Source organism: Roseiconus lacunae, from assembly GCF_008312935.1.
Taxonomy (GTDB): domain Bacteria; phylum Planctomycetota; class Planctomycetia; order Pirellulales; family Pirellulaceae; genus Stieleria; species Stieleria lacunae.
Window position 1 is genome coordinate 146,000 of sequence record NZ_VSZO01000079.1, and the last position, 21,235, is coordinate 167,234.

15 protein-coding genes are annotated in these 21,235 nt (G+C 53.3%); 8 read left to right on the forward strand and 7 right to left on the reverse strand.

What is annotated here, in order from left to right:
• Nucleotides 1–78 precede the first annotated feature (78 nt).
• The 4 genes from FYC48_RS26180 to FYC48_RS26195 all read left to right on the forward strand — a co-directional run bounded on the left by FYC48_RS26180 (nt 79) and on the right by FYC48_RS26195 (nt 4,774).
• Entirely contained in the window at nt 79–888 is an 810-nt protein-coding gene (locus FYC48_RS26180) for a segregation and condensation protein A (protein ID WP_149499753.1), read from the forward strand.
• A gap of 43 nt (nt 889–931) precedes the next feature.
• The gene (locus tag FYC48_RS26185; RefSeq protein WP_149499754.1) at nt 932–2,575 is read left to right on the forward strand and encodes a glycosyltransferase family protein; all 1,644 of its coding nucleotides are present in this window, start codon (nt 932–934) and stop codon (nt 2,573–2,575) included.
• Entirely contained in the window at nt 2,575–3,441 is an 867-nt protein-coding gene (locus tag FYC48_RS26190) for an HAD family hydrolase (protein WP_149499755.1), read from the forward strand. The genes FYC48_RS26185 and FYC48_RS26190 overlap by 1 nt, the downstream gene beginning before the upstream one ends.
• A 67-nt stretch (nt 3,442–3,508) precedes the next feature.
• Nucleotides 3,509–4,774: a glycosyltransferase family 4 protein gene (locus FYC48_RS26195; protein WP_149499756.1), complete on the forward strand. Its 1,266-nt coding sequence runs from the start codon at nt 3,509–3,511 to the stop codon at nt 4,772–4,774.
• Between the two features lie 87 nt (nt 4,775–4,861).
• Here the strand turns inward: FYC48_RS26195 and FYC48_RS26200 are convergent, their stop codons facing one another.
• Entirely contained in the window at nt 4,862–5,554 is a 693-nt protein-coding gene (locus tag FYC48_RS26200; protein ID WP_235034447.1) for a peroxiredoxin-like family protein, read from the reverse strand.
• A gap of 473 nt (nt 5,555–6,027) precedes the next feature.
• Here FYC48_RS26200 and FYC48_RS26205 point away from each other — a divergent pair, with 473 nt between their 5' ends.
• From FYC48_RS26205 to FYC48_RS26215, 3 genes are all read left to right on the forward strand, one after another.
• Entirely contained in the window at nt 6,028–7,206 is a 1,179-nt protein-coding gene (locus tag FYC48_RS26205; protein WP_149499758.1) for a M12 family metallopeptidase, read from the forward strand.
• A gap of 113 nt (nt 7,207–7,319) precedes the next feature.
• Entirely contained in the window at nt 7,320–8,876 is a 1,557-nt protein-coding gene (locus FYC48_RS26210; RefSeq protein WP_149499759.1) for an ArnT family glycosyltransferase, read from the forward strand.
• 157 nt (nt 8,877–9,033) lie between these two features.
• Nucleotides 9,034–10,983, forward strand: a complete 1,950-nt coding sequence (locus tag FYC48_RS26215) for an SHD1 domain-containing protein (RefSeq protein ID WP_149499760.1) — start codon at nt 9,034–9,036, stop codon at nt 10,981–10,983.
• 73 nt (nt 10,984–11,056) lie between these two features.
• Here FYC48_RS26215 and FYC48_RS26220 read toward each other — a convergent pair whose 3' ends face one another.
• The 3 genes from FYC48_RS26220 to FYC48_RS26230 are packed head-to-tail and all read right to left on the reverse strand — an operon-like array spanning nt 11,057 to nt 15,680.
• Entirely contained in the window at nt 11,057–12,232 is a 1,176-nt protein-coding gene (locus tag FYC48_RS26220; RefSeq protein ID WP_149499761.1) for a hypothetical protein, read from the reverse strand.
• Nucleotides 12,229–13,620 carry an outer membrane protein assembly factor BamB family protein gene (locus FYC48_RS26225; RefSeq protein ID WP_160149775.1) on the reverse strand — a complete coding sequence of 464 codons (1,392 nt, stop codon included), beginning with the start codon at nt 13,618–13,620 and terminating at the stop codon, nt 12,229–12,231. The genes FYC48_RS26220 and FYC48_RS26225 overlap by 4 nt, the downstream gene beginning before the upstream one ends.
• Entirely contained in the window at nt 13,617–15,680 is a 2,064-nt protein-coding gene (locus FYC48_RS26230; protein WP_160149776.1) for an outer membrane protein assembly factor BamB family protein, read from the reverse strand. Before FYC48_RS26230 ends, FYC48_RS26225 begins: the two co-directional genes overlap by 4 nt.
• A gap of 616 nt (nt 15,681–16,296) precedes the next feature.
• Between FYC48_RS26230 and FYC48_RS26235 the strand changes: the two genes are divergently transcribed.
• Nucleotides 16,297–17,517 (forward strand): substrate-binding domain-containing protein, encoded by a 1,221-nt coding sequence (locus FYC48_RS26235; RefSeq protein ID WP_149499764.1) that lies wholly within the window; start codon nt 16,297–16,299, stop codon nt 17,515–17,517.
• Between the two features lie 71 nt (nt 17,518–17,588).
• Here the strand turns inward: FYC48_RS26235 and FYC48_RS26240 are convergent, their stop codons facing one another.
• The 3 genes from FYC48_RS26240 to FYC48_RS26250 form a co-directional block, all read right to left on the reverse strand.
• Entirely contained in the window at nt 17,589–18,212 is a 624-nt protein-coding gene (locus FYC48_RS26240; RefSeq protein ID WP_149499765.1) for a PEP-CTERM sorting domain-containing protein, read from the reverse strand.
• 29 nt (nt 18,213–18,241) lie between these two features.
• Entirely contained in the window at nt 18,242–20,011 is a 1,770-nt protein-coding gene (locus FYC48_RS26245; protein WP_160149777.1) for a hypothetical protein, read from the reverse strand.
• A 90-nt stretch (nt 20,012–20,101) separates the two neighbouring features.
• A complete protein-coding gene (locus FYC48_RS26250) occupies nt 20,102–21,199 on the reverse strand; it encodes a DUF1559 domain-containing protein (protein ID WP_149499767.1) in 1,098 nt (365 codons plus the stop codon).
• Nucleotides 21,200–21,235: the final 36 nt, after the last annotated feature.

The window sequence follows — 21,235 nt, forward strand, 5'->3', positions numbered from 1 at the left end:
ACACCATGCGGCTACCCAGTATTTTACAGATCGTTGAAACACGCCCGCGATCGTTCGACTCCTTGCCATCGGCCTTGCATGACCTTTCGAGTTCAATTGGCGACATACAACGGGCCGATGGACCTGTTGCTTTATTTGGCGCGACGGCAGGAAGTAAGTCTGTCCGAGTTATCGCTTGCCAAGGTGATCGATCAATACGGCGAGTACCTTGAGCTACTGCAAGAGCTCGATCTGACCGACATCGGCGATTTTTTGGACCTGGCCAGCACACTCGTCGAGCTGAAAAGTCAGATGGTGCTTCCGAAGACGGTCGAAGAGGAGGAGCCACAGACCGAGCAGCTCGACGACCCGCAGTCCGAATTGGTCGAACGTCTTCTACAGTACAAGGAGATCCGCGATGCGGCGTCGGTACTCGACGAAATGGCCCATCGTTGGCAAATGCGCTACCCCCGTCTTTCCGATGATTTGCCCAAGCGTCGCATCGATCCAGGCGATCAACCGATTGCCGATTTGGAGATTTGGGATTTGGTCAGCGCCTTCGGACGGATCATGCGCGAATCCGCCGGCCCGCCGCCGACCGAAGTGATTTACGATGATACGCCGATCCACGTTTACATGAAGCGTATTCACCAGCACCTTTCATCGAATCCGCGGGTGCCGTTGATGGACCTGGTTGACATGGGGCTACACAAGTCGGCCGTCATTGGTTGGTTCCTCGCGACGTTGGAATTGACACGCCACCACGGCGCCGCGGTAGAAGAAGACGAGGGTGGTGACATTGTGATCGTCAAGACGGATCATTATTCTTCGGACCTGTCGGTCAACGAAGTCGATAACTACGGTAGCAACGGGAAGGTCGCTACTAACTTGCCGAACCAACCACGTTGACGTTCCGCCGCTCGCTTCCTTTTTGTCGTATCGAACGGATTTCGTGTCTATTCCCAACGTCGCTTTTCTCCATTGCCACTTTCGACGCGGCGGGGTAACTCAGGTCGTCGAAAACCAGGTTGCGGCACTCGTTCGGCACGGCACGGCCAACATTTGCTTGTTATCCGGTGGCCGAAACGAAGGGCTATCGGCGTCGACCGAGACGCACGCGGATGTTCGTCGCATCGAAGGACTCGATTATGACAGTGTCATGCAAACGCAGGCCGGGGGGACTCTTGAAAGCGACTTACTGTCGCGCGGATTGGAACTCGCCAAATTGATTCATGCATCGCTCAGCGGCATCGGCTGGGTCCCCGATCGATCGGTCCTTCATTGGCATAACCATTCGTTAGGGAAAAATGTCGCCATTCCGATCGCCATCGGTGTTCTGGCAAACCGATTTGGTTACCGACAGGTACTTCAGATCCACGACTTCGCCGAAGATTTTCGTCCGGAAAACTATGGCAGGTTGATTCAAGCGGCGATGGACGCTGGCTATGCGAACCCAGCAGGCAAAACGAACGAACACGAGTTGCCCGGACCGGCGAGTGTCAACCGATTCCTGTTCCCCGTTGCGGCCTCGATCCGTTATGCCACGTTAACCTCCGGCGACGCGACCTTGCTTTCACAAATTGGTGTGGAAGCCAACTCGATCGATGTCTTACCTAACGGGGTTGCGTTGGATATTCATTCGATGATGGGGCGTGAAGAGGCAAGGAAGAAGCTTCTATCGGCCGCCGCTCTTCCCAGTGAAGCGACGTGGTGTGTTTATCCGGTACGCGGTATCCGCCGAAAAAACGTAGGCGAGTTCTTGCTGCTTTCACGTCTAATGCCGGAAGGTTTGCATTCCGGGCTAACTCTGCCACCGACGACGCCGATTGAACTCGCATCTTACGAGCGATGGAAAGCGGTCGCCGATCGCTTCGCACCACGGGCGGTATTTGATGCGGGCATCATTCCCGGTGTTTCATTTGTCGACAACTTGGCGGCCTGCTCCTTTGTCTTGTCGACCAGTGCGGCAGAAGGATTTGGCATGGCTTTCTTGGAACCGTGGTTGGCAAGACGTGGGGTGGTCGCGCGGCGGCTGTCTCACGTAACCGATGATTTTCAACGTGCGGGCGTGGATCTTGATCGTCTCTATGACGCAGTGGAGATTCCCGGATCGGCCGCATGGGTCACCGAGTGTCTTCAAGAATCGGGCGAAGCCTATCGAAACGCCTGGAAACCGATTCGTGACCGGTTTGGTGATCAGTTTGTCGGGGCATCGACGTCGGAATCAGATCGCGCAATCGCTACTCACCACATTGATTTCGCGCGATTAATACCCAAACGGCAAATCGAAGTCTTACGACGAATGGACGCAGACAAAGGCTTCGAAGACGAAATCCGGGCGGCAAACCCGGTGCTGGGGCGTTCGATCTCAACACCATTTGCCGACCAGCAGCTAGAACGCAATCACGATCAGATCGGGCACGCGTATTCGATCGAGGCGACCGCACAACGTCTCGTGCGAGTCTATCAACGGTTCGGTGATTCATCAGGATCCGAATCGTTCCTACACGCTTCACACTCCGATCAATCGCTGGCAACCCTGATCAATCGGTCACGTCCATTTTTTCCATGTCGTGTTGAATCGGAGATCGCTTAATGGGACATCCTTGGTATCAACCCGTCTTGGATCACCGTCAACCGATCGATCCGATCCCGACCGATTATTCGGCACAACTACAGCATCTCGATGGCATTCGCGCCGTGATATTTGATGTTTACGGGACGTTAGTCATCAGCGGCAGCGGCGATGTCGGCTCTGCCGACGCAACAGATCGTGGAACGTTTTTCGACGAGGCGTTCAAGGCGGCGGGGATTGATTGTTCGGCCGGGCGTCAGCCAACGATCGAAGACCTTCATCGACAAATTCAAATCAGTAACGAGAGTCGGTTGAGTGAATCGTGTACGAAGCCGGAGGTGGACATAGTCGATGTCTGGCGGTCCACACTGGTCGAATGCGGCGTCGCCGTTGATTCGGTCACATCGTTGCACCGATTGGCGGCCGAATACGAAGCTCGCGCCAACCCGACTTGGCCCATGCCGAACGCCAAATCACTGTTGGCCGAATTGCACGGTCGTGGGCTTCATCTGGGAATCGTTAGCAACGCTCAGGGATTCACATTGCCACTAATCGAAGAAATTGCGGGGGACTTTGGCGGCAATTCGGTATTTGACCTCGACTTGTGCGTGTTTTCATACCGCTATCGTCATGCCAAGCCGGACGTGTGTTTGTTTGACGTATTGTGTGACAGGCTTTCGGGCCTACAAATCGATCCCGGCGAGGCGGTTTACGTCGGAAACGACCGTTTGAACGATATCTGGGCTGCCGCGACGGCGGGCTTGAAAACGGCGTGGTTTACAGGGGATAGTCGAAGTTGTCGCCCACGGGATGACGATAGTCGCGTCACCGGACTGACCCAAAATATTGTTTTAACGGACTTGCAAGAATTATCACGCTGCGTTTAATCGGCCGAGTGAGGATCGGCCTTTGCCGGACGCGCCGCCTACGTATTGCCTAAAAAATTGACGAGATATGGGTGTTCAAATCGGATTTGTCGGGACTCGATTCGCCGGGACCGATGGTGTTTCGCTTGAAAGTGCGAAGTGGGCGCAGGTGTTGTGGGATCACCGCCATGTGAGCCATTGGTATTCGGGATTGAGCGATCGCGATCGGGATACCTCGATGGTCGTGCCCCACGCTTATTTCGGTCATCCCGATATTGAATGGATCAATCGTCGCGCTTTCGGAACAAGGACGCGAACCCCCGATGTGACACGGCGGATCTATGCACTCGCGGATTATCTTAAAGGAACCCTCTACGAATTCACGCGGCGCTACGACCTGGATCTACTGATCGTTCAAAACGCCCTGTGTATTCCGATGAACATCCCGCTCGGCGTGGCGCTGACGCACTTCATCGCCGAAACCGGATTCCCGACGATCGCTCATCACCACGATTTTTATTGGGAACGGGATCGATTTAGTGTTTCGGCGGTGACCGACATGCTATGGACCGCGTTTCCGCCGGCATTACCACAGATTCAAAATGTGACGATCAATTCGTTTGCCCAGGAAGACTTGGCGCACCGCCGTGGCGTTTCGTCCATCCTTGTCCCAAATGTGTTGGACTTCGAAAACGAACCCGAAGAGGCAGATGATTACGCACGTGGATTTCGACAAGACATCGGCCTTGAAGACGATGATATCCTGTTCCTTCAACCAACTCGCGTTGTTCCTCGCAAAGGGATCGAACACTCGATCAGTTTGGTCGCGGCGCTGAAGAACGACAAATGCAAGCTGGTTATCTCGCATGCTAGCGGCGACGAAGGAAACGAGTATTTGGCCGCACTGAAGGATCTTGCCGAATCAAGCGGCGTCCACCTGCTTCTGTGCGACAAGCAAGTCGGTGACAAACGCGGCTATAACGATGACGGCAGCAAAATTTATACGCTCGCCGACGCTTATTCCCAAGCCGATTTCATCACCTACCCCAGCCTCTACGAAGGCTTTGGCAACGCTCTGCTAGAAGCGTTTTACTTCCGCAAGCCGGTTTTGGTTAATCGCTATTCGATCTATGTCGCCGATATCGAACCAAAGGGTGCCAAAGTCATTGCGATGCAAGGGTATCTGACCAAGGATGTCGTCGCCAAGGTTCAACGCATCATCGATGATCGTGACTACCGCGAGTCAATGGTCGACTTCAACTATGAAATCGGAAAGGCTTTCTTTAGTTACAGTGTCCTGCGTCGCAAGCTGCGAGCCTTGGTGACCAACTTCACCGGGCAAGACAACCTTTAGGGCGGCAGTGGTTCCAATCGCTCTGTTCTTCGAACCGGCTGCGAATACCGACATCGTAACGATCGAGTCGTGGCCTGGTATTGATCGTTACCGCTTCGGTGTCGTCAGTTTCAAAATTTCGTCGACGACGACTGAAGGTTCCGCTCGCTTTTTGTAGTCTGCATCTAAGAATGCGTAGCGGATCACTCCATCGGTATCAATGACGTAGGTCGCCGAAAGCGGCAATTCCATCGCATCATTGTCGTTGAACTCGTTCAATTTCAAACGGTCTCGATAGATCGGGACGATTGGGTCGGGAAGTTTGAAAACCAACCCGTACTTCCGGGCGACGTCGTTGTTGGAATCGAACAAGGAAACGAACGCCAGATCATTCTTGCTCGCTGTCTCTTTGGCCTTTTCAGGAATCTCGGGGGTCAGCACAACTAACTGTGCGCCGGCGCCTTCGATTGCCTGAAGTTTCTGTTGCATCGCTCGGAGCTGGATATTGCAGTAGGGGCACCAACCACCGCGGTACCACATCAAGACAATCGGGCCATTTTTCCAAAGGTCACTCAGTCGCACCGATTCGTCTTTCCAGTTTTTCAGTTCGGCATCGATGGCCTGGTCGCCAACCTGCTTGGCCTTCGATTCGATCTCTGACTGCCGCACCGTTTCAACCGCATCTTGCATGGTGCGGATCATTTCGGCGGGCATCCGTTTGACTGAATTTTTCGCCGTCGCTTGAAGCTGCTCGGCAAGTGTATCGGCATGATTTTGGGCAAATACCTGAGGAACGGACATGGTAAGAAGCAAAAGAGAGTAGAGGGTAAGTTTCATCGCGGTGCCGGATGCTTTGGGCGAGTGTCGAGGGCTGTCGCTGGTGATGGTCTGACAGATTCATTGACGTACCTGCCGTGTCGCCAACCAGGCGTTCATTCGGAAATGTCGCTTCACTATCCAGGTCCGTCATCGACAATCGTTAATTCGGCAAAACGTCAGTCGTCTGTGCCCAGTTGAAGAGATGTCTTGAAATCGCGAATTCACCTTCCCGCGTACGCAGCTCGCCCCTCCCGGAAGACCGTGAAGTAAATCCCGTCTTTCGGTAAACGTGGATGGACACTTTCCCGGGCACCCAGGGGGAGATATCACAAAGAATCCGTGTCGCTTCAAAAATTTGCTTCCCGCCGACAGGAGGGCCTTGGTACCATCCTGAAGGGCTGGTCGTTGCCCGCCCGTGGTTGGTCTTCGCTTCATGGCTTTTGGGAGAATCAGTGATGGCTGAAAAATCGCAGTCGGTGCAGTCTCAATTGAGTCAAATTTTGCGTCGTTTGGACAAGTTAGAGGTCGCCCACCGAATCGGCGCCGGCGGTGGCTCGTCAACTGTCACCGGCAGTAGCGGTGATCGGGCAGAAGGAGTTGGGTCGTGCACCTTGCCCGCCGTTCCCGAACGGATCTTCAGTTCGAATGTATCACCGTATCGCGAAGGGTTGATTCGCTACATTGGAAAGAAATGGGTCAACGGAACACGCTTGAAGTATTACTTTTTCGAGGATGCTCCGCTGAAAGGAGATGCCAGCAATGTGGATCTTGTTCGTCAAGGATTTCAAGTTTGGGAAGATGTCGGGATCGGAATCGAATTCGAAGAAGTCACGAACATCGATGACGCAAATGTCCGAATCGGTTTTAAGCGTGGCGACGGAGCTTGGTCGTACGTAGGACGAGACGTCATTGACATTCCCGGACGACATGAACGGACGATGAATTTCGGTTGGGATTTAACATTAGATCCACGCGGCGGTGGAGTGGATACGCCGGTCCATGAAATCGGTCACACGTTGGGATTTCCCCATGAGCATCAGAATCCATTCGCGGGCATTGTTTGGAATGAAGAGGCGGTCTACGACTACTTTGCCGGGGCGCCAAACTATTGGTCGCGACAACAAACGTTCCACAACGTGCTAAGAAAACTCGGCCCTTCAGAGGTCGAAGGTTCCCAGTGGGATCCAAACTCGATCATGCACTATAGCTTCGCGGCAGGCTTGATTCTCGAACCGGCGGAGTATCGCGTTGGGTTGAACCCGTCAGACGGTTTGACGGAGGCTGACAAAGAGCAGGCGAGAAAGTTCTATCCTGACAAACCTCCACGCTACAAGAATTTAGAGCCTTTTGAGCTTGAGTTTTTGTCGATCGCTCCAGGCGAACAAAAAGACTTCGTCATTGAGCCAACACGTTCGGACGAATTCACGATTCAAACGTTTGGTCGATCTGATGTTGTGATGGTCCTATTCGAAGACGTTGATGGCGAGATGGAATTCGTCGCCGGTGACGATGACAGCGGGACCGATCTAAACGCAAAGATTACAATTCGCCTGGTTCGCGGACGCCGATATATTCTGAGGATTCGGCTGTACCTGAATTGGTCTTCAGGTGACACCGCGGTCATGATGTGGTGACGCGTCAGGTCCCCGGCGACAAATCGATGGTGGGGATTGAAGCGGGGCAATCGCCTTGTAATCTGTGATCTCCGTTTCATTCCTCCACCACAATTACTCGCCCTAGATTCACCGTGATCCGAAAATGCAATGCGTGGTTGATCGTCGCGATCACACTCTTTCTCGTGCTGCGAATCCCACTGATCACGCATCAATCGGGCATCCAAGATGAGCATTGGTTCGCAGTTCCGGGATACACGCTTTGGGAAGAAGGTGTGCCCAGGATCCCGTATGTACCCTCACGAATTCGCGATTCGTTTTTTGAGAACGCCGATGTTTGCTTGATGACGCTACCGCCAGGTTTAGCGCTGGCACAAGCTCCCTTTTTTGCGGTCTTTCAAGCTGGCTATCCAACCGCTCGTTTGCCATCGTTACTCGCCGCACTCGCAACGATCGTTGTCACCTATTCTCTGGTGAGACGTTTCGGGGGTGATCGGAGCATCGCCGGATTCGCGTCCCTCGTCGTCGCACTCTCTCGCCCATTGCTTTTCGCCGGGATCACTTCGCGCCCCGACGCCCTGTGTATCCTGTTTGGATTGTTATGCGCAGATCGGATCGTGAAAGTGGCCCATCAGGCTCGGGCTGAGTCAGAAGACCAGATGTCTGAAACGAGATCCAAGCCACTGCCAGACAATCAACTTAGGTCGGTGAGTGTCGCGGGGGTATTTTGTGGCTTCGCTGCATTATGCCATCCGCTAGGCATCGTGTTTGCGATGCAATCCGCGTTGGTGATCTTGATCATCCGGGGTGGATTTCGCAAGGTGCTTCGTCGCTGGTGCGTCTTTGCGATCGGATCGGTGCTTGGTATCTCGCCATGGTTGCCGTACATCGTGATGTTTCCTTATGAGTTCCGCGCCCAGTTCGTGACTAACGTTCTAGACCGGGCAGGTCCAGGACTGTTTTCCAGACTCACATGGCCAATTCCATCGCTCATCCACCACTCTCGAATCCTGTACGAGCTTTTAGGGTCGTTGCAGTTGACCCTGTTTGGCATCGCTTTGGTACTTGGCACGCTGTTGGTCTTTCGCTCACGCCGAAATTCCGTACCGGTGCGTTGGCTGTTGCCACTTAATGCCTGGGCGGCAGTCTATCTGACCGCGACCGCTGCGGGTTTGCATCCGATCCAGCTTTACTGGGCGTATGCGTTTGTCTGGTCGATCGTCCTTGGGGCGATCGCTTTGGGGGAACTGAGTGAGGTCATTCGGCGACGGCTTTCGCCGGCTTCATTCAAACTGACTCAATTCGCTTTTTGCATCGGCGTTCTGGTTCTGCTGCTGCCCGGCGGGGGCTTGCGAAGTTGGCACGTCTACGTGACTCACTGGAATGATCCACGCTACAACGCTTCACGCTTCATCGCCAATGTGCTTTCGGAAATCCCCGAGGACGCGTTGTGTTACTCAGATTTAAGTTACGTCTTTGACATCTACCTTAGTGGTCGACCAACCCGTTTGTGCGCCGAGCGAGAACTCTTCTGGGGCGACGATGCGATCGAATACGACTACTTGCTGCTCTCTTGGGAAGGGCGTGATGCTGACTGGGCACAACAGTACGACGCCGTCAAATTTCGCTCATTCGGTTCCGATGCCACGCCGCAGCACTGCTACGTCGACGTATTCCGTCACGAAGAATAAGAATTTCGTTGAACGCGTAATCACAGTTTCGATACACTGTTAAATCGTTCAACAATTGAACGTCGGTCTTCTCTGGGCAGAATTTGTTTGCAAACATCGTTGCCCGACTTTTCTTATTTCCGAAGCCGTTCATTTTCGGTGTTGAGGTCAAATCAACATGGTTTCATTCCGTTCTGTTCGTTCACTGGCTTTTATCGCTGCAGCTTTTTACCTTTCGGCCGAAAATTGGAATTCGATTGCCATCGCCGATGAAACGCGTACATGGTCAGATACGTCAGGCCGTTTCAAATTGCAGGCGACATTGATCGAAGTGAAAGGGAGCGACGTCTATTTGAAGCGGACGGACGGGAAAACTGTCAAAGTCCCGCTGCAGCGACTGAGCGAAATCGATCGGCAATTTTTGACTGAATTAGAGAATCCATTCGAGATGGTCGATGAGGTTCCCGCCGAAGGTCAGCCTACATCGCCGGTCGCCAATCGTAGTCGACCCCCGCGCCGGTCCACCGGATCTTCAGGTTGGGATCATCCGCCCGTCAACGAGTGGGACAATATCAAAACCGTCGGCGTAGGTTTCAATAACCAGTCCTGGAATTACACGCCACCGAAGAGCAACCGGCTACCGTTCGAACCCAAGCAAGCGATGCTGCCCAAGAAGAACAATTTCTTCGAGGGGATGCGTCGAGTCGAAATCAATCCACTCGCCGCTTCTGCCGTAGCAGGCTACACCTGGACCTTCAGTACGCCGACGCACCAAAGTCGCGTCTCGTTGATCGATTTGAAAACGGGGCGTTCGGTCAATTCGGGTTTGGTGACTGGGAATATGTCACCGCTAGCCGTCTTAAACGACGGGCAGACAATTTTGATGCAGGGAACCGGATCGGACCGAGATGAGTATGAAACCGGCGATCAGCTGCAGCTTTGGACGATCGATGGACTGGAAGTCACGCGATCACAGAGTTGGATTCCTTTTCCTGATGAGAAGAAGTCATTTGGTAAGACGACCAATGCCAATGTTCGTCAAGCTATACCGATCCAAGACAATCGTGTTCTGATTCTTGCCGATAGCGGACACCTCGCATGCTTCGATATCCGCACGTTGCGTGCAAGTTGGCACATGCGACTTCCGAGTCATCATGCGATCACGTTGACCACTGATCGAAAGCAATTGTTTGTTTATCAAGATCATCAACTGTTGCATCTTGACCCCAGTTCAGGAACCGTGCGGGGACAATTGACGCTGACTGAAAAACCACGTTTGGGATGGACGAAGATTCGATTGAATGAATCCGGCGATCGGATGATGATCACCTTTGTCAATCAATTGCGCGTGATTGATTTGTCCAACGGGGAAACGGTCGATGATTATGAAACGGCCGGTAACTCACCGTTGTCTCCGAGGGGACTCGGCTATCCGGCGGAAGGTTTTGCCCTGCTGGACAACCATTTACTCGTTCACATTCCATCGCGAATCCGAGTCTGTGACTACAAGGATGCCGCAGTGATTTGCTGTGAAGGCGGAACTGAATTTATCGGCTTGTTAACTGACAAAGGTGGCCTTTTGGTTCCCACTTCGATGCCGCATCCCAAGGCCGAAGCTGTTCTGAAGCAGGCGATGGACGACCCTTCCGTTTTCCTGATCTACCCCGGGGTAGAAGTCTCGCTCGATGTTTCCGGAGTGCCGGAACAATACCACGCTTCCGTGAAAGACAACCTGGAGGAATCGATCAAGCGCGCAGGATACCTGTTGAAACCTTCTGCCGCGATTGAGATCAAAGCATCGGTCTCGGGGCCGGAACAGGAAGCCATATCCTACATTGCCCGCGGATCCTACGTCGCCAATAAGTTCACTTCGAACGTCACGATTCATGCCAATGGCAAAGAAGTTTGGACGCGATCGTCGAGTAACATCCCTGGTGTCTTGATGACCAAACGCGGCCAGTCGATCCAAGAAAGAATCGATGAGCTAGGACAAGGTCCCAACCTTTCCTACTTCAAATCAATCACGTTGCCGAATCTGATGCAAAAGCCATCGGAAAGCCCGCAAGGAAACTTGCAAAATACGTTGATGGTTTCAAAGTTCACGATGCAAGGCTTAGTCGACAATTGATGTCACCGGCGCGGAAATCATTCACGGTAGCCGATCTGGTACGTTCGGCTCACAGTGCATTTTCGATAGGTCCTCACTGCCGCTTCCACAACGAAAGCGAAAATGCAATCGCGATTGTCGCAACAAATCCACCGCTGACGACCCACCAATGCGTCCCGGATGTTCGTCGGTCAGCAATTTTGTTTTCTTGGCGAACCGATTGAACCTGCCCATGTGAATGTGTTTGGGATGGTTCACACGTCACCGTTTCGTCCGATTTCGTTGGTGTTTTTCCCGGTGGGATTGTGATCAACTGCGGCTCAGTATTTTCAATGGGATCGGAAACCACGACATGATCGCCCAGCGTTTCGATCCAATCGGCTGCCAGAAGGATATCGATACCTGGATTAAGCGCCTTGACGCTACAGCTACATTCTCCGAATAGATAGTGGCAAGCTTTTAGGATTGCGTCATCGTCAAGCTGAGCCGCTGGCAGCGGTTCGATCATTCTCCCACGTCCGAAGATTGGAACAAAAAACGGCGGATGTTGCTCCCTGGCAATCCCGGCAATCATCGCATTGAACGCGATTTCATTGGGATCGTCTTTGGCAAGCACTCGGCTATTGAATTTAACCAACAGGGGAATGTCACAGCGCAGAACATCATCCATCGACGCGCCTGGAACCTCTGCTAGTGCCTTGGAGGCATCTTTTCGGCGAATCACTCCGTCAGGCAAAGTGACACTTGATTCGGCCCGCCGCAACGTCTCATCCAATCGACGTTTTAGACGTAGGTTTTCGTCTGCATCATCGCCTTCGACGAGCAACCAAACCACTGAGACACCTTCGCTAAGATCGTTGACGATTTCGGTCCGCAGTGGTGAATGGATCCATCGGCGAACGTTCTGGACGGTTAGCGGTCCTTTCCAGCACAGTTTCTTTTGGCCTGGGTAAAAGGCTTGTAACATCGGCACTTCACCCGTGTCATCGATGCCTTCCAGTGACCACAGTTCCGCTTCGCTGAGGGTTGATAGATCGATGACCTCGGTGGCGACGTTAGCCTTCGAATTTTCGAGTTGCTGTAGTTCTTCGAATGCCTTTTTGGGAGCTCCTGTCAGATCGCCATCAACAATCGCTACAAGTTGATAGTCGTCTGCCGGCCATCGCTCCAAAGCGTATCGGAATACCGGAATCTTGCACGCCCAAACCGCCACCGGCGCAGATAGGCATGCGACCAGAGAAAGGGAGATGATCCAACGAACTCGTGTCAATTGTTTGCCCCGAAAGCGTAGATGTGCCCAAGTCCGGTACTGACAAACAGGTGACCATCGGCGACGGCCAGTCCATGGGCGATACCTTCGACGGCATGTTGCCAGACCAATTTGCCAGACTTAGCCGAGTAAGCGCGGACTTCATGGTCGAGCCCGGCAACGATCACGTCACCAGCTTTAATGAATCCTTTCGGTGCGGGGCAATCGACTTCCCATTTCCACGCAGCGTTTTCGGCGGATTTGGCGGCTTTGTAGTCGGCCGACGCCTTCTCGAGGACACTCGGTTCGATCTCGTCTTTCTTGCGTTTTCCCTTTTCGATGATGGCAAGACTTTGGTTTGCTTTGATCTGCGCATCGACGTATGCCGAGCGGGCAAGCAGCTTGAGTTTACCACCAGTCGGGATCCACGCTTGGTCACCTTCTAGCAGGATTCGATTCGTTCCGCTAAATGTCGCCAAACGCTCTCGATTTTCGCCATCGGCGAGCCGTAACTGTGTGTCCGACGATTTCTGGTTTTGAGGGCCTGCGAGCAGCATTTCATCTTCGGTCAACACACAAAAGACTCCGCCGGCTTCGCCGATCGCACCTTCCATCGTTCCGTCTTGTCGGTCGAATGAAAGTGGTGCCGCCCGTCCCTGAGGCACATAGATTCGATCCGATGACGTGAGCAATGCGCCCTGTAGCGTCACGCCTTCCGCGGTTGACTGGAAACAGTCGTCAAGCTCGGTACCGCCGTCCTGTGAGTTGACCTTCCAAAGGTACGACGGCTCCCAGGGAACCAGAGAGCCACCGAAGATCGCGCGACCGTCTTCGACAACCACACCGGTTCGAACCGGCCACATCGAGATGATCTTTCGGTTACTCGTCACATAGCGATTGCGAGGAGACGCACATCGCTTCCAAACAAGCTCACCGGTGAATTGGTCACAACAGTAGACAAAACCGTCATCGGAGCCGAAAAACACACGGCCTTCGGCGATCGTCGGCGGAAACCGAACGGCCGACTCTGTAAAGTAAACCCAACGTTCGGTCCCTGATTTAATCTCGATCGCGTGGACCGCATCATCGGCAGATGATCCGAAATAGAGAATCCCTTGCGACGCCGTGACATAAAAACAGGGGTCGAAGTTTCGCATCGACTGCAATCCACTGTTTCCAGAGTACGCATCCCATTTCGCTGGTCCAGTCCATGCGGTTTGTGGGACGACGGCAGACTTCATGATCCACGATTGTCGCAATGGAAAACGCAAGGTTTCTTTCGTCACGCCGCTACGGCGAACATCGTGGCGATACGTCGACCAATCTTCGGCGACACTCGATGTGACACCATTCAAGGCAACGATGCCAACCATGAGTAACAGGACGCATTTTAAATCATCGGATTTCATTGCACGTCTCCTTTGTTCGTGACCGGTACGTTCGTGACCGGTGCGAACCCGATCGAAGTTTCCATCCAGCCACCGCACGAGCATCCGCCACCACCCTCGGGAGAAAATAACATGCCCTGAGCTGGTACGGTGCTGAGCCAACAACTCGGACGCAGCCGAGCGAATTCGCTCGTCGTGTCGCTATCGAGTGACCAGAGCGTCAACGGCCCCGACCCTCCTCGGTAGATGATCGAGTTGCCGGCACCGATGGGTGTCGCACAGCCGCGGCGTTTTCCCAAAGTTCCCGACTTTAAAATTGTGCCATCAACCGCATCAATAATGTGTGGTTGCACCATCAATTTACCTTTCATCAGCACCGCGTGTTGAACGTGCGCACCATGATGATCTTCCGGCCATTGGGCAGATTGATTCCAGCGTGAGCTACCGGAATTCGCGTCGAAGGAAGCGAAGTGAAATTGATTCTTCCCAGATGTTTGAAGCACGAACTGATCTTCGTCAGCGATTCCAAAGCTGACAATCGCTTCGTGATCCTGTGGCGGTACCTTCGCTTTCCAAAGTTGCTTGCCGGTTTTCAAGTCCAGGCAGACCACTGATGCCGCATTCCAAATCTTCGCGTTGACAAGTTTTCCCGTGCTTAGCTTCTTCAACGCCGGGTCATCGACCTGGACGAAATAAACGTGCGATCCATGAACGGTGATTGTTGAATTGACCACCGCGTCGGCGGGATGCTCCCACGCGATGCTGCCATATTCTTTGTCATAGGCGACGACCGCGTTGCCACAGACCTTGGCAGTTGCGGCGTCGTCTTTGCCGTCGTACCAAGATGCTTTGTCCCAAAAATTTGTGTACGTGCTGCCTTCTTTGACCGGTGTCCCGATCACAAATTCATCGGTCACACCGACATAACCCCATTCGCAGGTGCCTTGAAACTGCTCGGGCAACGTCAGCGTGCGTCTCATTTCACCGGTCGCCGCGTCAATTTCCCAGAGCATCTCTTTGACCGCCGCATAGACTGTTCTTTCGTCGGCACACCAGTTAGCGGCATCGCGGGGAATATTGACTCGCCTAAGATCAGGTATTTCGAGTGACCAAAGGACAGCGCCGTTGAACGCATCTAACGCGATCATCCGATTCATACCTTGATGGAAAAGACGACCGCCAACGGCAAGGGGGGCCGGCATCCGTGGATTTCGGTCGATCCCAAAGTCCGCGCCGGGTTTACCGATCCATTTGACTTTCAAATTTGCCGTGTCGTCAACTCCGCCCAGATCTTCACCCGAATAAGACGCGTTGGCAATCGATCCATACTGATGTCCCCAAGCGGCAAGCTCGGGGGGCTGGGATCGGGTTCCAAATGAGAGATTTTCGGAAAGCTTTTTCCACTGAAATTCATCGTCACCGGGGGTTTTACCAATTGTGATCGCTTCTCCCAGAGGCGCGATCAGGGTTGAATGGAAAGTGAATTCGTTCGCAGGGACGACAATCAAATTGGCGAACTCTGCCGGCACGGTCTCTCTCTCTTGGACCGATAGCCGGATGCCGTACAAGTCTTGTTTGTACCAGCGGTGTCGCAGTGTCTGTTTCTGATCGGAATCACTCGCGAGTACGATCACCGTCATCTGAGTTTGGGCGGCGATCATTTCGGCGATCACCGGATCAAGATCTCCAGAGACAACTGCATAGCCACCACGCTGTCGCAATTGTGGGATCGCTGCGTTGATGATTTCAGACGCCAGCGGATTGCCTCCATGCTGAGTCTCGATCTGGGGCGGCGTGTAGTTCAGCTTTCCTTCAAGTTCATAGAACTCGCTGAACAGACGGCGTCCGTCCTGATTGGTGCCGAATCGATACCAATAGGTCTTTCCTGGTTTTAGGTCGTCGATCACGACTTCATGAAACGTGCCGCTCGCATCCGAAATCGCGATCTCCCCAAGTTTTCGTGTCGTTCCATATGCAACGACTGATTGTCCCGGCAAGTTGGATTCCCAGCGAAACTCTGCCGTGGTAGGTGTCAGAAAACGCACCCCGGGGCGAACTTCGTACGTCATCTGCGAAGACATGTCCACGGATTGCTGGGCATGACTTGGAGAGATTGAAAAGCAAGCAGTGCTCCAGAGGCACACGGCGAACACAGTGGCTCTCGAAGTCAGCTTGGCAAAGAAAAATTGAAAGTTCATGGGCGATTGATGTTGCAGTCCGAATGCAAATTGTCATTGACGAACGTGAGCTATCGATGCGTTGGCGAATGTGAGCGTAGGAAATGTTAACCGATCGGTTGACTGAATTTGGATGCTTTTATCGCCGATTGTTGTTGCGGCATTTTTTACTGGATTAGCTCTGATTATGTCGTCATTTCTTGCCGCTTTTGACATGATGGGGCAGTCAACAAAATCGTCCTCAACCAATATTCATGAATTCTTGATATTGTCCAAGGCAAACGGTTACGTCGACCTGATTTACTTTGGCGCACCCGAATAAGAGCCACAGGCTGCTTCCGACAGACGCAATGATTGCCAGAACGCGCCTGACACGGAGCATTCTAGGTACGGTTGCATGTGTCGACATGCCCGACGATGGAGCGGTTGATGCTCGTTAATTGTCATCGCAGCGTTTGCCGCGCGCTCTGATTCACAAATCTGGTCTGACCTTCCGTTGATGCGTTTGGAAACGTAACACATGAGCATGATCACTTCGCCGACTTTACCATCGCCTGGTAAAAGTTGGTTCAAGCCACCGTACCGGATCGCAGTTTTGATCCAGGCCGCGAACAACTTCAGCCGCGGAATTATTTTGGGAGCTTCGGCATATAGCCGGCAACACGGTGGTTGGGATTTTCTGTATCCGGCGACCTCGATCAATGGTTTGCTTTTTCCGAAGGGCGAAGTTCCGCTTCCCGAGGGCTGGCACGGCGAAGGGATTTTGTTCCGCAGTACCAGTGATTCGCTTTGGCAAACGATTCGCGATTCGGGAATTCCGGCGGTCAATGTTTCGTGGCGAGGGTTGCAGTACGATGAATTGATTAGTGTGGTAGCCGACCCAACTCGGTGTGGCGAATTGGCTGCCGACTACATCGCGTCGAAGCAGCATGAGTTCTTTGGTTACGTCGGGGTACCACATTGGCAAGGTTATACTTCCGAGCTTTATGATGCGATCCGGAGGCGACTGGGGGCCGACTTGATCACGTTTGAGTTCCCAAGTCAGAAAGACTATCAATCGTGTTTGCGCCATCGTCTTTCCGAGTGGATTAAGCATTTACCAAAGCCGATCGGAATCATTACATGGTCAACCGATCAGGCACGTATCTTGATTTCAATTTGTCATTCGTTGGGAGTGTCCGTTCCCAATGAAGTTTCGTTGGTGACTTGCGAATACGACGAACTCTCCGCCGCGCTTTCGCCGATCCCGATTTCCGGTGTTTACCAGAATCCTCAAGGGGTTGGTTTCGAAGCGGCACGGATGTTGGAAGGGGTGATCTCGGGTCAGCAAGCGACTCATTCGAATCAACTCGTCCCTCCGATCGACGTGATCGAGCGAGAGTCGTCGAATGTTGTTGCGTTTTACGACGAATTTTTGCAGCAGTGTTTGAAATTGATCGATCATCACTTAGCTAGCGGTATCAATGCGACAAAACTTGCCAGTGAGATGGACGTCTCGCGACGAACGTTGGAAATGAAGTTCTCTAAGTTCACCGACAAGACGCCTTCGGCCGTGATCGATGAATCCAAGATTCGAGTGGCCAAGCAATTGCTGTGCGATACCGATCTTTTTTTGGAAGACATCGCCAAGCGAACCGGCTTTTCTTCGACGTCTGCATTCACGCGTTTTTTTAAACGTAATCTGGGATGCTCACCGAGTACGTATCGCAATTCTCATGCGTTCGGTGATGCCAGTTGGTGATAGCCCCGCTTCTCCCCCGACAATACGTACTTCGCCAGGGGAGAAGTGGAAACTACCTCAGGTCTGAACTGTTAACGTCGACGACGGCGGGTTACCAACCCTGCCATTGCCAGCGTCCCCAATGCGGCGAACGATGAAGGCTCGGGAATTGCGGTGACGTCTAAAACGTTCAGCGAACGTCCGCCGACCGCGAAACCTGTGATCCCACCGGTCGCATCGTTGACGCCGTTGCTTCCGGGGCTGAATGCCAAATTGGTCGAACCGACCGTGTCGGCTGAGATATCGATCGTGCCTAAGCGAACCGCGGGCGATGCGGCGGTGAAAGTTACTCCGGTGCCGGCAAACGAACCGAGCGTTGCGCCTTGTGCATTGTCAATCAACAATCCAGTTGCCGATTGCCCAGTCCAATCCGCCGTCGCGTTGTTCAGCGGCCAACGGGTTGTCAATTCGTCGAACAGTAAATTCGATGAATTGACAATCCCGACGTTGTCACTGTTTAGATTGATCGAGAGGGCTCGAATATTTTGATCGACCGCGCCGCTCATCCAGATTTCTAATGTCGAACTGGTTCCCAGATTGAGGTTCAGTTCCGTTCCAGATTGGGCGTCAGCTAAATCAAGACCGATAAAGATCTCGGCGCGAACGACTGCGGGGGCGATGACCAGCATCGTCAAAGCGAAGAACAACGTTTTCATAACAAAGACTCCTAGATTGGGTTGGCAAATTAGTTAAAAAGTTCTGCGGCGAATCCGTCGATGTCGTCAAAGTTGATGACTCCGTCGGCTTTGAAATCGAATCGCGCGTCATACGGAGCCGCACCGAAAAGTGCATTTGCGAATCCGTCGATGTCGCTGAAGTCAACGTTTCCGTCACCAGTCGAATCGCCCATCACGTAGGTTTGGGTGTCGGCACTGACACGGACATCGTCGACTGCGAACCACCAGTCATTGCCGGTGTCCAAGCATCCGAAACGGAGCTTTAGCGTGTTACTCTTTGATGCCGGCAAAGCACTCGATGCATTTCCGAATACGAATTGTTGTGGGCCGACGAATGTGTTCACGACGTCCTCACCATCCGCGTCGACGTAGCCGTTGCCGTTGTTGTCGTTGAAAAGGAAGTCGTAGAGAGTGGCTTCGTAGGCTGCATCTTCGGGCAGGCCGTCGCCGTCGAGGTTCAACCGATCAGAGTCAACATCCAGAATCGTGGTCCAGGTTGTCCCGTAGTCGAACGAGACCTGTGCGACGGCCCGTTGTGAGGCGTACAATCGTGACTCCCACATGAATTCGATTTGCAGTGTGGTGTTGTCGTAGCCACTCATGTCGAACGTGCGTTCGATGAACGAGTTGAACTGCTTTTCGCCTTCCGGAGGAGCATCTTCGTCGCCGACCAGGTTGTCTTCGTGAGCGTCCCCGTCGCAGAGAAGAATGGTGTTTCGAGCGGGGAAGTTGAAGAAGCCACGTTGTTGGTCGCCTTGTTGGTCAAACCAAGACAACGCATCAACGGCAGACCAGCCCTGGAAAGCGTCTTCCTGGCTGGTGTAATACATTTTCTTCAGCGGCAGGTCCGGAGTCCCGTCGTTGTAGATCACCCAGTTTGGGATGTCTTTCGTATAGTCAGTTCCGTCGGATGGATCGAACGGTTCGGTGGGACCGGCATTGACCGCATCGAATGCCTGCATGTCGGTGGTGTCTTCGAAGTCTTCAAAAGCGATCACGCTGTTTTGGTCAGCCAGACCGATGTTGTCGACACAGAACCACCAATCGTTGCTTGCGTTGATGCACCCGAAACGCAGGACAACCTGAGTCGCGGCGAGATCCGATGTGAAGTCGACTCCGGCGACAAAGCTGCCTTGGTCGCCGAGCTCGGTGCTGATCGCGCCGCTGTCGACGGTCGAGTCGATCGTCAGCAAGTTCTGCCAAGTCGTCCCGCCATCGAACGAGATGTCGACGACGCCGGTTTGGGTATCTTCGCAGACAAAGTCGAAATCGAAGTCGACCATCAATGACGCCAAGTCACGACCGCTTACGTCGTAGGTACGCGAGATGTACGAGTTGTAGAGTGGGTTTTCGGGGCTACCTAGATCGGCGTTCCCGCCGTCGTCCGCTTCGTCAGGATCGGCAACAAGAGCAATGTTACGATCGGTGCTTCCGAAAAAGCAGCGGTCTCGGCCGGCTTGCACGTCGGCATGTCCGATCCAAGAGGCTACGTCCATCAGCGACCAGCCGTCAAATTCACCCGGCATGGTGTCGTTGTTGTACGTGTTGCCTGAATTGTCCAACGTCCATCCGGTTGGAAAATTCTTGGTCCAATCGGTACCGTCGGTGAAGTAAGGCGAGCTATAGTCGATTGTAAACGGCAGCATCGTAAGACCTTCGAAATCGTCAAACGAGATTTCGACGGCTTGTGTTTGCTGAGACTGAGTCGGGAGAGTGCATGCACCCAGGAGAGCTAACAACGCCGCAAGAGCACGTCGCCTCGGGAGGAAGCGTTTCATAAGTTGATACTCCAAAGTAAATAATGGGAAACCTTCGAGACACGGAATGGTGAGTGGGGCAACGGGAGAGGTGAGGATTCAAGCCGTGGATTACTCCGGCATGTGAGCGTCATCCTCGTTCCCGTTTCGCGATCCGAGTGCACTGAATAGTTCCGCATCAATGCTTTCGGAAATCATTCGGACAGATCCATCTCCGGCACAGAAATTCGCGCCGCCGGGATGATTGCTTCCGAAGCTCACTTCGTATGCGGCCCATTCGGGAGACGCATCACTAAAGCGAATGTCGGTCGGGCGTTGATAATTGATGGGGACGGCCGTTGACCCGCCTTGCTCGGACCAGTCGGTGCCCTCCCAGTTGTCGAAGTCATCGCCTCCGATCGCCCAGTGGTCCTTGCGTCCGGTGTTCTGGTTTTCTTGGCGAGATGATTCGATGCTATGAACGAAATCCGGCTCGGCTTCGCCGTACATCAAGGTATTTGACAAGCCATCGGTCACGTCCCTGAATTTGGCACCGGCCATGCCGCCTTGATTGATGCGAGCTTTTTCTGGCGGGCGGGTAATGATCATCCCATCGAGTTCACTGTGATGCAGTGTGGGCGTGCGGTCGGGGCCCCAAGTCGGACGATTAGTGCGTCCCCAACCAAACTGTGGCTTCCAATCATTCGGCTGGATGCCGGTTACGACGCCGAGGTAATTCGCTGGTTCGCGAGCGGAAACAAACCACGGCGGCGAATAGCATGAGGCGTCAAAGACGGGGCCCTGCATCACCGAAGACGGGCATTTGTATGGCCCGACGACTGATTCGCAGGCAGCGATTTGACGTTCTTCGGGATTGCCCGATGCGATCGTCGCGCTATCGCGAGCGACCGAGGCGGCCCAGTTGATTGATCCGAATGAAAGACGCTCGAACAACGCATCTTGTTCGATGAAAGGGAGAATGAAGGCACTCCAATGACCGCCTTCTTGAGCTTCTCCGAGCATCGGTAATCCCTTATGGACCAACTCAAAATTGTGAGTCGCGAGACCGATTTGCTTGAGTTTATTTGAGCATTGCATGCGTCGGCTCGCCTCACGAGCAGACTGAACGGCCGGCAGCAATAGTCCGACCATCACTCCAATGATCGCGATCACGACTAACAGTTCCACAAGCGTGAATGCCGATCGATCTTTGGTTCGTTTGGTTTTCATGGTTCCGGTACGTTTCGTCACTCGAAGAAGTGGAAA

Bases quoted from the DNA above. Each gene is read 5' to 3' on its own strand.
- FYC48_RS26180 (WP_149499753.1), top strand. From the start codon at position 79: ATGACCTTTCGAGTTCAATTGGCGACATACAACGGGCCGATGGACCTG.
- FYC48_RS26190 (WP_149499755.1), top strand. From the start codon at position 2,575: ATGGGACATCCTTGGTATCAACCCGTCTTGGATCACCGTCAACCGATC.
- FYC48_RS26195 (WP_149499756.1), top strand. From the start codon at position 3,509: ATGGGTGTTCAAATCGGATTTGTCGGGACTCGATTCGCCGGGACCGAT.
- FYC48_RS26200 (WP_235034447.1), bottom strand. From the start codon at position 5,554: ATGTCCGTTCCTCAGGTATTTGCCCAAAATCATGCCGATACACTTGCC.
- FYC48_RS26205 (WP_149499758.1), top strand. From the start codon at position 6,028: ATGGCTGAAAAATCGCAGTCGGTGCAGTCTCAATTGAGTCAAATTTTG.
- FYC48_RS26215 (WP_149499760.1), top strand. From the start codon at position 9,034: ATGGTTTCATTCCGTTCTGTTCGTTCACTGGCTTTTATCGCTGCAGCT.
- FYC48_RS26225 (WP_160149775.1), bottom strand. From the start codon at position 13,620: ATGAAATCCGATGATTTAAAATGCGTCCTGTTACTCATGGTTGGCATC.
- FYC48_RS26230 (WP_160149776.1), bottom strand. From the start codon at position 15,680: ATGTCTTCGCAGATGACGTACGAAGTTCGCCCCGGGGTGCGTTTTCTG.
- FYC48_RS26235 (WP_149499764.1), top strand. From the start codon at position 16,297: ATGAGCATGATCACTTCGCCGACTTTACCATCGCCTGGTAAAAGTTGG.
- FYC48_RS26240 (WP_149499765.1), bottom strand. From the start codon at position 18,212: ATGAAAACGTTGTTCTTCGCTTTGACGATGCTGGTCATCGCCCCCGCA.
- FYC48_RS26245 (WP_160149777.1), bottom strand. From the start codon at position 20,011: ATGAAACGCTTCCTCCCGAGGCGACGTGCTCTTGCGGCGTTGTTAGCT.
- FYC48_RS26250 (WP_149499767.1), bottom strand. From the start codon at position 21,199: ATGAAAACCAAACGAACCAAAGATCGATCGGCATTCACGCTTGTGGAA.